The sequence below is a fragment of the Streptomyces sp. NPDC006552 genome, assembly GCF_040611655.1.
In the GTDB taxonomy this organism is placed as follows: Bacteria; Actinomycetota; Actinomycetes; order Streptomycetales; family Streptomycetaceae; genus Streptomyces.
The window spans coordinates 1-12,937 of sequence record NZ_JBEXOS010000022.1 but is presented as its reverse complement, the minus strand read 5'-3'; the positions used below and the strand labels follow the sequence as shown (position 1 = coordinate 12,937).

Genomic DNA, 12,937 nt, shown 5'->3' with positions numbered 1-12,937 from the left:
GCCGCCCTGCGGCTGTCGAAGGGATCCGTCATGGCCCGCACGCAGACCCCGCACGCCGTCCTCGGCTCTGGCCCCGCCGGAACCGCGCTCGCCACCGAACTCGCGCGCCGCGGCCACCGCGTGCGCCTCGTCGACCGCAAGGGCGAGGGCCCCGCCCTCCCCGGCGTCGAACGCCTCGCCGCGGACGTCGGCACCGCCGCCGGCGCACGGGCCGCCGTCGCGGACGCCGCCGTCGTCCACCACTGCGTCAACGTTGCCTACCCCCTCCAGGTCGCGGTGCTGCCGGGCATCCAGGAGGCCGTACTGGGCGCGGTGGAGGAGAGCGGGGCGCGCCTCGTCGTGCTGGACACCCTGTACCCGTACGGCGAGACGGGCGGCGCGGTGATGACCGAGGAGTCGCCCTGGCGGGCCACGTCCCGCAAGGGATGGATGCGGGCCGCCCTCGACGAGACGTACCTGGCCGCGCACCGTGCCGGGCGGGCCCGCGTGGTGCTGGCGCGGTCCGCCGACTTCTTCGGGCCCGGCGTCGTGAACTCCACGCTCGGCGGCGCCGTCTTCCCGGCGGCGCTGACCGGCGGCGAGATACCGGCCTTCGGCGACATCGACCTGCCGCACAGCTACACGTACATCGGCGACGTCGCGGCGGGCCTCGCCACGCTCGGCGAACGCCCCGACGGCGACGGCCGCGTCTGGCACCTGCCGACCGCCCCGGCCCGGACCACGCGCGAGGTCCTCGCGATGGTGACGGCGCGCACGGGCCGGCCGATGCGGCTGACCGCGATCACCGAGCCGCGGCCGTTCGGACCGTTCGACGCGGAGTTCATGGCCGAGTACGCCGAGATGTTCTACCAGCACACCGAACCGCAGATCATGGCGTCGGCCGCCTTCGAGGAGCACTTCGGGGTCCGCCCCACGCCCCTCGCGGAGGCGCTGGACACGACACTCGCCTGGTACGGCGCGTGGCTCGACGCCCAGGCCCCGGCCCGCGGCTAGGGCTCTGGCCGCAAAACTGCAACCGGGGTCGTTGCTCCAGTTCGAGCGTCGCTGAGAAGTCGGATGCGAGCGCGTCGTGTGTCTGCGAGCATGCGTCGCTGTGGAGATCGACAACTCTGTCGTCCGGCGCGCGGTCGCCTCCGACGCAGCCGCGGTGGCCGATGTGTGGCTGCGTTCCTTCGCGGCGGCGCTTCCGGGCGTGCGCCGGGCGCATACGGACGATCAGGTCCGCTCCTGGTTCCGGGAGGTGGTCGTGCCGGGCCAGGAGACGTGGGTGGCGACGGTCGACGGCTCGGTGGTCGGGATGATGGTGCTGGACGGCGAGGACCTGGAACAGCTCTATCTCGATCCGGCCTGGCAGGGCCGGGGCATCGGCGGCCGCCTCGTGCACCTGGCCAAGCAGAGTCGCCCGGCCGGGTTGGCACTGTGGACGTTCCAGGTCAACGAGTCGGCGCGGCGCTTCTACGAGCGGCACGGCTTCATCGCCGCCGAGTCCACCGACGGACACCGCAACGAGGAACGCGAGCCGGACGTCCGGTACGTATGGCGCCCTGGGGAGCAAGAACTCTGAGGATGCTCACGCCGCCTGGGTGAGGTGAGTTGTCATCCGCCTCAGCGGATGCCTTTCTCGCTGCGGATGCGGGCGCGTTCACGGCGTCCGGCGGCCGGGACGTCGCGGTGGCGGGCGTTGGCGTTGCGCCGGCGCGGGGAGGCGTGCCGGGCCCGGGTCTGCACAGCGTGATGCCGCGCGGCCGATCCGGATGCAGCGTCCGTGGACTTTCCGCAGGTAGGCGGCGAGTTTGCACGGCACACGGTTCCCGCCGGCCGAGGCCAGCAGCATCATCGCGCGCCCATAGCGCACCGAGCGGTCAGAGCACTAGCTGAACGTACGGCGGTACGCCTGCGGGCTGACCCCCGTGGTGCGCTTGAAGCGGTCGCGGAACGCGGTGGGCGAGCCGAAGCCGACCTGCTCCGCGATCCGTTCCACCGGATGCGCCGTGGTCTCCAGCAGGTGCTGGGCCTGGCGGACGCGGGCGCGGTGCAGCCACTGCAAGGGGGTGGTACCGGTCTGTTCCCGGAAGCGGCGCATGAGCGTACGGGTGCTGACGCCGGCCCGGGCGGCGATGTCGGCCAGGGTGAGGTCGCTGTCCAGGTGGTCCCGGAGCCAGCCGAGCAGCGGCTCGAACGAGGACCCCTGAGGCGCGGGGGCACTGGTGTGGTCGTGGACGATGAACTGTGCCTGCCCGCCCTCCCGTTCGAGCGGCATCACCGAGAGCCTGGCCGCGTCGGCGGCGACCGCCGAACCATAGTCGCGGCGGATCATGTGCAGGCACAGATCGAGCCCGGCGGCCGCACCCGCCGAGGTGAGGAACTGCCCGTTGTCGACGTACAGCACGTCGGGGTCGACCTCGATCCGGGGGTAGGCGGCGGCGAGCAGGTCCGCCGCGATCCAGTGAGTGGTCGCGCGCAGCCCGTCCAGGAGCCCGGTGGCGGCCAGCGGGAAGGTGCCCGAGCAGATCGATGCGATACGGGTGCCCCGCGCCGCGGCCTCGCGCAGCGCGTCGCGGACGGCGGCCGGCAGCGGCGCGGTGGGCGCGGCCGTGCCCGGCACGATGATCGTGTCCGCGCCCTTGAGCCCGTCGAGCCCCCGGTGCGCCCGGATGGTGAACGTGCCCGCGTCCACCTCGGCCCGCTCGGCGCAGACCCGGACCTGGTAACCCGGGCGCCCGTCGGGGAGGCGGGTGCGCTGGAAGACCTCGATCGGCGTGGACAGGTCGAAGGGGATGACCTTGTCCAGCGCGAGGACGGCGACGATGTGCATGGCCAGAATGTACCGGGCCGCCGGGTCACGGTCACCGGGCCCTGGTAGGAGGGAGTGCTTGTACTGCCTGTCCGGTGGGGGAACGGATGGGATTCGTGGGGGCTGGCAGTATCCCGTTGGTGGGCGTCACTAATGCCACTGGGAGAGGGTGGCGGGGCCGGTTAGCGTCAGGGTGAGCCCGGCGCGGAACGGGCCCGTCGCACCCGAAGGAAGCCACCCCCATGCACGTCCAGATCGTCCTCTTCGACGGCTTCGACCCCCTCGATGTCATCGCGCCGTTCGAGGTGTTCCACGCGGGCGGCACCGCCTCCGGTGGCGGGGTGGAGGTGGCGCTTGTCTCCGCCGAGGGGCCGCGCGACGTGGTCAGCGGGACCGGTGGGCTCACCCTGCGGGCCACGGCCGCGCTCGACCCGGCGCGCGGAGGTCTCGTCGTGGTCCCGGGGGCGTCGGGGCCGGTCGGGGCGGAGAGCGCGGCGGAGGCGGTTGGTGTGGGCGGCGCGGCGCCGAGTACGGCGGAGGCAGCCGACGAGGACGGCGCGGCGCCGGGTGTGGCGGCGGTGGTCGGCGTGGACGGCAGGGCGCCCGAGACGCCGGCGGCCGGCGAGGGCGGCGCGGCGCCGGAGACGGCGGGGGCGAACGGTGTGGGCGAGGGCGCGGCCGGCGCTGGGGTGGAGGGGGAAGCCACCATTCCCGTTCTGCTGGGCCGCACGTTGAGCACAAAGCTGCCCGCGCTGCTCGCGGCGGCGATGGCCGACGCCGGGACGACCGTCGCCTGTGTCTGTGGCGGCTCGCTCGTCCTGGCCCTGGCCGGGTTGCTCGAAGGGCGGCCCGCCACCACCCACCACCTGGGACTCGATCTGCTCGACGCCACCGGTGCCCGCGCGGTGCGCGCCCGGGTCGTCGACGACGGCGACCTCGTCACCGGCGCCGGTGTCACCTCGGGTCTCGACCTGGGTCTGTACCTGCTGGAGCGCGAGGTGGGGCCGCAAGTCGCCCACGCGGTCGAGGGGATGTTCGCCTACGAGAGGCGCGGCACGGTCTGGCGCCCCGTCGGCCCGGCGCCGACCGCGTTCTGACCCCGAGGACCCTCCCCCTGCCCCCCTTCCGAAAAGAGAGAGAAGAACCACCGTATGTCCGTCGAAGGCATCTGGGACCTGACCGTCGCCACCCCCATCGGCACGGTCGAGGCCGTCGTCGAACTCCGCCGGGACGGCGCCGGCCACTCCGGCGTCGCGCACGGCGCGGGTGAGGAAGTACCCCTCAGGGACGTCGTGTTGGCGGGCGACCGGCTCACCTGGAAGCAGTCCGTCACCCGGCCCCTGCGGCTGAACCTGTCGTTCGACGTGACGGCCGACGGGGACACCCTGCACGGCACCTCCCGCGCCGGGCGCCTGCCCGCCTCCAAGGTCCACGGCAGACGCCGCCCCACAGCCACCGGTACGGGCACCGGGACGGGTCGCTGACGATGACGAAGTTCCTGCTCATTCTGCATGTCCTGGCCGCCGTCCTGACCGTGGGGCCGGTCACCGTCGCCGCGAGCATGTTCCCCAAGTACCTGCGCCAGGCGAACAGTTCACCCGTCGTCGCCGACGCGGGACCGACCACCGGGGCCGGGGCCCCGGCTCTGGAGTCCCCGGCGTCGACCCTGGGCATCCTGCACCGCATCTGCCGCGCCTACGCGGTCATCGGCGTCTCCGTGCCCCTGTTCGGGTTCGCGACGGCGAGCAGCCTCGGAGTCCTCGGCAGCGGCTGGCTCATCGTCTCGATCCTGCTGACCGCCGCTGCCGCCGCCGTACTGGCCGTGTTCATCCTGCCCGCGCAGGAGACAGCGCTCGACGCAGTGCGGGGGTCCGGCACCCCGCCTTCCCCCCGCACGGCGGGCCGACTCGCCGCTCTCACCGGCGTGTTCAACCTCCTCTGGGCCACGGTCACCGTCCTGATGATCATTCGTCCCGGTTCCACGACCGGAGAGTGACGGCGTCGGCGTCCACTGCGGGGTTGAACACCTGACGAACGGCGGGCGAAGCTCCGTACCCGGGCCGGACACCCGGCCGGCCCGGTCCGTACCGTCGGCCCATGAGCTGGCTCGAGATCACCTTGACGGCCGCCGGCCTGCTGCTCGGTGCCGTCTCCGTCGTCACGCCGTTCGTCGCGGACCGGCGCGCCCGGCGCAGCAGGCGCATCGGCTTCCGTAAGCAGATGGACATCGCCATAGGGCACAACGGGCAGGCCAGTGCGGACGATCCGCGGCTCGGTCTCTTCAACGACCTGCCCGCGATGCGCGACGCCACCCTGGTCCTGCTGCGGATCGAGAACGACGGTTCGCGGCACGTCGAGGAGTCCGACTACATCGATCCGTCGACGCAGTACGGGCTCACCGCCGAGTTCCCGGGCCGGCGCATCGAGGCCCAGGACGTCACGCTGCCGGACGAACACGCCAACCTGATGGGCTACTTCGACGACCAGCCCGGGCTGCTCGTGGCCGGTCCGAGTACGCTGCGCATCCCCCGCGTCCCGCTGAAGCCGGGCGCGCACTACAAGATCCTGGTGTTGCTCACGGGCGGCCGGGAGGGCGACCGGGTCACCGTCACCGGCGACCTCAAGGACGGCACGCTCCACGAGAACCACAGCCTCACGCCGGACGAGAAGCCGCCCGTCTTCAGCAAGCACGCCCGCTGGACCACGGTCGTCCTCGGTCTGGCGCTGATCGCCGCGGCGACGCTGCCGGCGGCCCTGCCGGGGCCGTTGCCGCCGGAGTGCGAGACGGGTTCGCTGCGGCTGACCGGCTCGACGGCGTTCGCGCCGGTCATGACCGAGCTGGCGCAGAAGTACCGCGCCCACTGCGGCGGCGGGCCCGACATCACGGTCGCGGCGCACGGCAGCCGCACGGGGGTCAGGGAACTCGCCCTGACCGGCGGCGATCCGGGGCAGGACACGGCCGTCGTCGCGTTCTCGGACGGGCCGCGCCCGGCGAGCTACAACCGGCTCGCCGAGAGCCGCGTCGCCGTCTCGCTGTTCGCCCTGGTCGTCCACGACGACACCCGCCTCACGGACCTGTCCGTGGCCGACGTGCGCCGTCTCTACCGCGGCGAGGTCCGCAACTGGTCGCGGATCGGCGGCCCCGACCTGCCGGTCGTCCTCGTCAGCCGCACCTCGGGCTCCGGCACCCGCTCCGCGCTCGGCGCCCGGGTCCTCGGCGGCGCCGGCGAGCCGCCCGCCTCGTCGGACGACTGCGTCAACCGCACGCCCGGCGGCGCGCCCGTACTGCGGTGCGAGCTCGACTCGACCGAGCAGGTCCTCGACACGGTCGCGCGGACCCCGGGCGCCATCGGATACAGCGAGCTGCGGGCCGCGTCGCCGCCGGAGGCGCCGCGCGGACTGCACCGCGTCACCCTCGACGGCCACGCGCCCGACCTGGACCGGCTGGAATCCAGCGGGTATCCGTACCGGGAGATCGAGTACGCCTACACGTACGGCCGCCCGCCCGCGGATTCCCTGGCGTCCAGCTTCCTCGCGTACGCCCTCGACAACGGCACGGGCAAGGGCGTGGTCGCCACACACGGTCATCTGCCGTGCGGAACGCCGGTCGGCCTGCGGGTGTGCGGCGCGGTCGACTGACCTCGCCCCGCGCCGGGCCGCGCTACGCGGGGTACCGCACGAAGAGGATCCCGTGGACCTCGCCGTGCGGCGCGGCGTAGCGGTGCGGGGCGTCGGCCCGCCAGTGGGCGTGGCCGCCGGGCCGGATCGTCTGCGGCGCCTCGGGGAGGCCGACGACCGCGGTACCGGAGAGCACCATGAGGCTCTCCGTGGTGCGCGGGGCGTGCGCGGCCGAGTCCTGGGTGGCGCCGTCGGCGATGGTGACGCGGAAGACGTCCGTGGCACCGTCCGCGTCCTCGTACCGCTCCAGGAGTACGGCGGTGACGGCGCTGCCGGAGACCCCGCCCGCCCCGGCGCGGACGGCGGCGGGCGGGTCGTCCAGGACCGCGCTCAGGGGGCTGCCGAGGGTGGTGGTCAGCGCGTAGAGCGTCTCCAGGGTCGGGTTGCGCAGGCCGCTCTCCAGCTCCGAGAGGGTCCCCTTGCCGACGCCTGAGCGGCGGGCCAGCTCCGAGAGGGAGAGTCCGCGCTCCGCGCGCAGCCCTTTGAGCCTGCGTCCCACCTCGTCGTTGAGGCTCATGGCCCTGCTCCTGTCCGCGTCCGGTGTGCGCTGGCATGCGCTGGTTGACGGTTCACCGCCTCGGTCCCTAGTGTTCCATATACGGAACGTTCCGTATATGGAACACGTCCGCCCCTGCCGCCCCCGGAAGTGACCTGCCATGTCTCCCTTCACCCGCGTCCGCGTCCTCGCACCCCCCTCGGCCGTGGTGGCCGGGCTCATCGCCGTCACGGTCGGCGTGACCAGTTCGGCCGCCCTGGTCTTCACCGCGGCGAAGGCCGCCGGGGCGGACGCGCGGGAGATCTCGTCGTGGATGCTCGCCCTCGGCATCGGCCTCGCCGTGACGTCCGCGGGGCTCTCGCTGCGCTTCCGGGCGCCGGTGGTCACCGCCTGGTCGACGCCGGGCGCGGCGCTGCTGGCCACCGGGCTCAGCGGCGTGTCGATGGGCCAGGCGGTCGGGGCGTTCGTCTTCAGCGCCGTACTGATCCTGCTGAGCGGGCTGACCGGCTGGTTCGCCCGGGTCATGGACCGCATCCCGGTGCCGCTCGCGGCGGCGCTCCTCGCCGGGGTGCTGCTCCGGTTCGGCACCGGGCTCTTCGCCGAGATGGACGGCAGCTTCGCCCTCGCGTTCCCGATGTTCGTCCTCTACCTGCTGGGGCGCCGGTTCCTGCCGCGGTACGCGGTGCTGCTCGCCCTGGGCGGCGGGGTCGCGGCTTCCGTCCTGACCGGCGGCTGGCACCTGGAGCGGGTACAACTCTCCCTGGCGCACCCCGTGTTCACGGCCCCCCAGTTCGACTGGAAGGTGCTCGTCAGCGTCGGCGTGCCGCTCTTCGTGGTGACGATGGCCTCGCAGAACCTGCCGGGTGTGGCCGTGCTGCGCGGCTCGGGGTACGAGGTGCCCGTCTCGCCGCTGCTGACGTGGACCGGCGCGGTCCAGGCGGCGCTGGCCCCGTTCGGCGCGTTCGGCATCAACCTGGCGGCGATCACCGCCGCGATCTGCACCGGCGAGGAGGCCCACCCGGACCGCGAGCGGCGCTTCCTCGCGGCCGTCTGGGCGGGGTTCTTCTACCTGTGCGTGGGACTGCTCGGCGCGACCGTGGCCACCCTGCTGGTCGCGATGCCGCACGCGCTGGTGCTCGCCGTCGCCGGGGTCGGCCTGCTCGCCACCATCGAGGCGTCGCTGGCCTCGGCGCTGAGCGATCCGCGCTCCCGCGAGGCGGCGGCCGTCACCTTTCTCGCCACGGCGTCCGGCGTGACCCTGCTCGGCATCGGCCCGGCCTTCTGGGGCCTGCTCGCGGGCGCCCTCACGAGCACGCTGACGACCCTGGGCCGCCACGGGAAGCGGCTCCGCCCCGCATCGGAGCCGGGCACGCCGGTGCGGACCGGGGCGTAGGGCGCCGCCCTGGGCGATGCGGGGGTGTTTCATCCGGCGCGCCTCGCGACCGCACCGGTGTTTCATCCGGCGCGCCTCGCGGTTGCGCCATCCGGACCCGCCGGACGAGGCCCCGGCTTGCCTCCGGGGCCCGGCAGACCTGCGCGGACCGCGTACGGGCGCGTGTCGGCGACGAGGGGGTGCGCGTCGGCGGAGCGGGGACGCCGCGTCGGCAGCGCGGGCGGGTGCGTCGGCAGCGCGAGGGTGCCGCGTCCTCGGCACGAGGGTGCGCGTCGGCGGAGCAGGGATGCCGCGTCGGCAGCGCGGGCGGGTGCGTCGGCAGCGCGAGGATGCCGCGTCCTCGGCACGAGGGTGCACGTCGGCGGCACAGGGGTGCGCGTCGGCAGCGCGAGGGGGGTGCGTCGGCAGCGCGAGGGTGCCGCGTCGGCAGCGCGGGAGTGCACGTCGGCAGCGCGAGGGTGCCGCGTCGGCAGCAAGGGAGTGCCGCCTCCGCCGCGCATCCCGGCCTCGCCAACCCGCCGGACCAACCGCCCGAGCCACCCGAGCTGCCCGGACCCAGCACCTCCCCGGACCGGACCAGCCCTCAGGAACCACCCGGCCGCACCCGGACACCCCGCCTTCCACCCGCACCCCCGCTACCCTGACCCGCATGTCCCACCCTTCCGTCGCCGCCGCGCGGCACACCGGGCGTCGGGTCGTCGAGGCGCGTCGCCGTTCCTCCGGGCTGACCGAGGCCGTGCTCGACGACGGGCGGGTGGTGATGGTCAAGCACGCCGACGCCCCCGAGGCGCTCGCGGCGGAGGCGGCCGGGCTGCGCTGGCTGGCCGCCGCGGGGGCCGTCGCCGTCCCCACCGTGCACGGGCACGACGCCGCGTGGCTGGTGACGGACCGGGTGAGCGAGGGGCGGGCGAGCGCCGCGGGCGCGACGCGGTTCGGCCGGGAGCTGGCCGTGCTGCACGCCACGGGCGCGCCGGAGTTCGGGGCGCCCCCACCGGGCGGCCCGGCCGACGCGTTCATCGGCCGCGCACCGATGCGCAACGAGCCGGGCGGCGACTGGCCGCGCTGGTACGCGGAGCACCGGATGCTGCCCTACGTCCGGCTCGCCGTGGACAGCGGCACCCTGCGTGCCGCCGAGGCCGCGACCCTGGAGAAGGTCGCCGGCCTCCTGCCCGCCCTGGCCGGCCCGGCCGAGCCGCCCGCCCGGCTCCACGGCGACCTGTGGAACGGCAACGTGCTGTGGGGCCAGGACGGCGACGCGTGGCTGATCGACCCGGCCGCCCACGGCGGCCACCGTGAGACGGATCTCGCGATGCTGCACCTCTTCGGCGCCCCGCACCTGAACCACATCCTCGACGGCTACCAGGAGGCGCACCCGCTCGCGGACGGCTGGCAGGGCCGCGTCCCGCTGCACCAGCTGTTCCCGCTGCTGGTGCACACGGTGCTGTTCGGCCGCGGCTACGCCGAGCAGGCCCTGGCCGCCGCCCGCGGCCAACTCGCGCGGTAGCCCTATGAACTGACGGCGCGTCAGGTTACCCTCCGGCGCATGACTTCCACGGTGGTCTGGGGCACAGGGAACGTGGGCCGCGCGGCGATCCGAGCCGTCGACGCCCACCCCGGGCTCGAACTCTGCGGCGTGCTCGTGCACGATCCCGCCAAGGACGGCCGCGACGCGGGCGCCCTGGCCGGTCTCGACCACGCCCTCGGTGTCACCGCGACGACGGACGTCGACGCGGTGCTCGCGGCCCGGCCGGGCGCCCTCTTCTACGCCGCCTCCGGCGACCTGCGCCCCGACGAGGCCCTCGCCGACATCTGCCGCGCCCTGCGCACCGGCGCGGTCGTCGTCAGCCCGGCGCTGTATACCCTCTACGACCACCGCGGCGCCCCCCCGGAGTTCACCGACCCGGTGCGCGCGGCGGTCGCGGCGGGCGGCGGGCGGCTGTTCGTCTCCGGCGTCGACCCGGGCTGGGCCAACGACGTGCTGCCCCTGCTGGTCAGCGGTCTCGGCACCCGCGTGGACGTCCTGCGCTGCCAGGAGATCTTCGACTACTCGGCGTACGACCAGGAGGATTCGGTCCGCGACCTCGTCGGCATGGGGCACCCCATGGCGTACGAGCCCCTGATGCTGGCCACGTCCGTGCCCACGATGGTGTGGGGCGGGCAGGTGCGGCTGATGGCCCGCGCGCTCGGCGTCGAACTCGACGACATACGCGAGGTGTTGGAGCGCCGCCCCCTTCAGAGCGATGTGACGACGGCCGCCATGGGCGACTTCGCGGCGGGCACCCAGGGCGCGGTCCGCTTCGAGGTGCAGGGCGTCGTGGCCGGCGAGGTCCGGATCGTCGTCGAGCACGTGACCCGGATCCACCCCTCGTGCGCGCCCGACTGGCCCCTCCCGCCCGGCGGCGGGGCCGGTGCGCACCGCGTCATTGTGGAGGGCAGGCCGCGCATCGAGGTCACCGTGCAGGCGACCGACGAGGGCGTCAACCACGCGGCGGGCGGCAACGCGACCGCCGTGGGCCGGCTCGTCGGCGCGATCGACTGGCTGCTGTCGGCCCCGCCCGGGCTCTACGACGCCCTCGACGTGCCCGTGCTCCCCGCCACCGGCCGACTCGGGAGGAAGCGGTCATGAGGATCGACATACCGGACGGCGAGGAGCCGATCCCGTACGTGTGGGGCGAGATGGTGCCCGGGATCGGGCCGGTGGCGGCGCAGTTCTCGATGGCGGTGTACGACCGTTCCTCCCTCGGCCTGCGGGAGTTCGAGGCGGCGCGGCTGCGGGTGGCGCAGATCAACGGCTGTCTGTTCTGCCTGGACTGGCGCACCGAGCGGGACGGCGAGCGGGTCGAGGAGTCGTTCGCGGACGCGGTGCAGGACTGGCGGTCCACCGCCGCGTTCGACGAGCGGACCCGGCTGGCCGCCGAGTACGCGGAGCGCTACACGCTCGACCACCACGGGCTCGACGAGGCGTTCTGGGAGCGGATGTCCGCCCACTACAGCCAGGCCGAGATCGTGGAGCTGAGCATGGCCATCGGCTCGTGGCTGGCCTTCGGCCGGCTCAACCACGTGCTGGGGCTGGACGCGGTGTGCGCCCTGCCCGGGCCCTGAACCGCCCGGTGGCGGTCGCGGCCCGGGCCGGGCGCGGCCGTCACAGGTCGGTGGCGACGATCTTCTCGATGTTGCGCTCCGCGAGCGCGGTGATGGTCACGAACGGGTTGACGCTGGTGTTGCCCGGGATCAGTGCGCCGTCGATGACATAGAGGCCCGGATAGCCGTGCAGCCGCCCGTAGTTGTCGGTCGCCTTGCCGAGGACGGCGCCGCCCAGCGGGTGGTACGTGAGGTGGTCGCCCCAGATCTTGTACGTGCCGAAGAGATCGGTGCGGTAGATCGTGCCCTCCTTGGCGTTGATCTTGTCGAAGATGGTCCTGGCCGCGTCGATCCCCGGCTGCTTCCACGCGGTCTGCCAGTCCAGGTCGACGCCGCCCGTCGCCGGGTTGTAGGTGAACCGGGCGCGGTGGGGGTTCTTGGTGATGGAGAGGTAGAACGAGGCGAACGTCTCGATGCCGGTCGGCAGCGGGGCGACCTCGGCGAAGGCGCCGCCCGCGGCCCAGTTGTCGATGCCGCCGGTCGGGATGGACGCCTGGAGCGGACCGGTCGGGTCCCACAGGTGGTTGGCGCGGCCGCACATGACGTTGCCGTTGTCGCCCCAGCCCTTGCCGATCTCGCCGTTGAGCGCGGGCAGCGCGCCGGTGGCCTTCAGCGTGGTGAGCAGCTTGCTCGTGCCGACGCTGCCCGCGGCGAAGAAGACGCGATCCGCGGTGATCTCCTTGGTGGCCGTGACGGCGCCCGTGGTGGAGAGCTGGTCGATGCGGACGGTGTAGCCGCCGCCGGCGGCCGGGGCGACCGAGGTCACCTTGTGCAGGGGCGAGACGGCGACCCGGCCGGTGGCCCGGGCCCGGGGCAGATAGGTCTTCTGCAGCGACTTCTTGCCGTGGTTGTTGCCGTAAAGGATCTCCCCCGCCAGCGCGGACCTCGGGACCGTGCCCGCCAGCTCCTGCTCCATGTAGTCCCAGTCGTACACGTCCGGCACGAACACGAAGGGGAAGCCGGAGCGCTGCGCGTGCTTGCGGCCGACGCGCGCGTACTGGTAGCACTCGGCGCTCTCGAACCAGTCCGGGTCGACGGTGGCGACGCCGAGTCCGGCGTTGGCCCGCGGGTAGTACGTGCCGTACATCTCGCCGGCGTCGACCGTGGGCAGGACGGCACCGAAGTTCTCCCGCTTCGGCGTGACGGCCATGCCGCCGTTGACCAGCGAGCCGCCGCCGACGCCGCGGCCCTGGTAGACGGTGATGCCGGCGAACTCCTCGGCGTCGAGGATGCCCGTGTAGCGCGGGATGTTCTTGTCGATCGGGAAGCCGAGGAAGTTGCTCAGGGGCTGCTTCGTCCGCGTCCTGAGCCAGAACGACCGGTTGTCGGGGCTGGTCGTGCCTCGGCGTCGGCGGGGTCGGCGGGGCGCCAGCGGTGACAGCAGCAGATGCCGGGCTCTATCAGGTCGAGCCCGTCGAAGAACCGGCGCACGTCG

Annotated in this window: 13 protein-coding genes and 1 pseudogene; 10 read left to right on the top strand and 4 right to left on the bottom strand. The window is 73.8% G+C overall.

The window, feature by feature from the left end; genetic code table 11:
- Nucleotides 1–30 precede the first annotated feature (30 nt).
- A complete protein-coding gene (locus ABZY33_RS15520; protein WP_356492076.1) occupies nucleotides 31–993 on the top strand; it encodes an NAD-dependent epimerase/dehydratase family protein in 963 nt (320 codons plus the stop codon).
- A gap of 100 nt (nucleotides 994–1,093) precedes the next feature.
- Nucleotides 1,094–1,564 carry a GNAT family N-acetyltransferase gene (locus ABZY33_RS15515; protein ID WP_356492075.1) on the top strand — a complete coding sequence of 157 codons (471 nt, stop codon included), beginning with the start codon at nucleotides 1,094–1,096 and terminating at the stop codon, nucleotides 1,562–1,564.
- Nucleotides 1,565–1,870: 306 nt separating this feature from the next.
- On the opposite strand, the gene ABZY33_RS15510 is transcribed toward ABZY33_RS15515, so the two are convergent.
- Nucleotides 1,871–2,815, bottom strand: coding sequence for a helix-turn-helix domain-containing protein (locus tag ABZY33_RS15510; protein WP_356492074.1), 945 nt, complete (start codon nucleotides 2,813–2,815; stop codon nucleotides 1,871–1,873).
- Between the two features lie 221 nt (nucleotides 2,816–3,036).
- Here ABZY33_RS15510 and ABZY33_RS15505 point away from each other — a divergent pair, with 221 nt between their 5' ends.
- From ABZY33_RS15505 to ABZY33_RS15490, 4 genes are all read left to right on the top strand, one after another.
- Nucleotides 3,037–3,891, top strand: a complete 855-nt coding sequence (locus tag ABZY33_RS15505; RefSeq protein WP_356492073.1) for a DJ-1/PfpI family protein — start codon at nucleotides 3,037–3,039, stop codon at nucleotides 3,889–3,891.
- 54 nt (nucleotides 3,892–3,945) lie between these two features.
- Nucleotides 3,946–4,278, top strand: a complete 333-nt coding sequence (locus ABZY33_RS15500; RefSeq protein ID WP_356492072.1) for a hypothetical protein — start codon at nucleotides 3,946–3,948, stop codon at nucleotides 4,276–4,278.
- Nucleotides 4,279–4,280: 2 nt separating this feature from the next.
- A complete protein-coding gene (locus ABZY33_RS15495) occupies nucleotides 4,281–4,790 on the top strand; it encodes a hypothetical protein (protein ID WP_356492071.1) in 510 nt (169 codons plus the stop codon).
- A 101-nt stretch (nucleotides 4,791–4,891) separates the two neighbouring features.
- Nucleotides 4,892–6,433: a substrate-binding domain-containing protein gene (locus tag ABZY33_RS15490; RefSeq protein WP_356492070.1), complete on the top strand. Its 1,542-nt coding sequence runs from the start codon at nucleotides 4,892–4,894 to the stop codon at nucleotides 6,431–6,433.
- Nucleotides 6,434–6,455: 22 nt separating this feature from the next.
- Here the strand turns inward: ABZY33_RS15490 and ABZY33_RS15485 are convergent, their stop codons facing one another.
- Nucleotides 6,456–6,989: an XRE family transcriptional regulator gene (locus ABZY33_RS15485; RefSeq protein ID WP_356492069.1), complete on the bottom strand. Its 534-nt coding sequence runs from the start codon at nucleotides 6,987–6,989 to the stop codon at nucleotides 6,456–6,458.
- A 139-nt stretch (nucleotides 6,990–7,128) separates the two neighbouring features.
- On the opposite strand from ABZY33_RS15485, the gene ABZY33_RS15480 reads away from it, so the two are divergent.
- From ABZY33_RS15480 to ABZY33_RS15465, 4 genes are all read left to right on the top strand, one after another.
- The gene (locus tag ABZY33_RS15480; protein ID WP_356492068.1) at nucleotides 7,129–8,361 is read left to right on the top strand and encodes a benzoate/H(+) symporter BenE family transporter; all 1,233 of its coding nucleotides are present in this window, start codon (nucleotides 7,129–7,131) and stop codon (nucleotides 8,359–8,361) included.
- 649 nt (nucleotides 8,362–9,010) lie between these two features.
- Nucleotides 9,011–9,865 (top strand): fructosamine kinase family protein, encoded by an 855-nt coding sequence (locus ABZY33_RS15475; protein WP_356492067.1) that lies wholly within the window; start codon nucleotides 9,011–9,013, stop codon nucleotides 9,863–9,865.
- A 39-nt stretch (nucleotides 9,866–9,904) separates the two neighbouring features.
- Nucleotides 9,905–10,987 (top strand): dihydrodipicolinate reductase, encoded by a 1,083-nt coding sequence (locus ABZY33_RS15470; protein ID WP_356492066.1) that lies wholly within the window; start codon nucleotides 9,905–9,907, stop codon nucleotides 10,985–10,987.
- The gene (locus ABZY33_RS15465) at nucleotides 10,984–11,463 is read left to right on the top strand and encodes a carboxymuconolactone decarboxylase family protein (protein WP_356492065.1); all 480 of its coding nucleotides are present in this window, start codon (nucleotides 10,984–10,986) and stop codon (nucleotides 11,461–11,463) included. The genes ABZY33_RS15470 and ABZY33_RS15465 overlap by 4 nt, the downstream gene beginning before the upstream one ends.
- Before the next feature lie 40 nt (nucleotides 11,464–11,503).
- On the opposite strand, the pseudogene ABZY33_RS15460 reads toward ABZY33_RS15465, so the two are convergent.
- Together ABZY33_RS15460 and ABZY33_RS15455 are read right to left on the bottom strand one after the other, a co-directional pair.
- Nucleotides 11,504–12,841, bottom strand: a pseudogene (locus ABZY33_RS15460) (GMC oxidoreductase); the annotation flags it as partial.
- Complete coding sequence (locus ABZY33_RS15455; RefSeq protein WP_356492148.1) at nucleotides 12,784–12,933, bottom strand: SAM-dependent methyltransferase; 150 nt, start codon at nucleotides 12,931–12,933, stop codon at nucleotides 12,784–12,786. The gene ABZY33_RS15455 and the pseudogene ABZY33_RS15460, both read right to left, overlap by 58 nt.
- Nucleotides 12,934–12,937 lie beyond the last annotated feature (4 nt).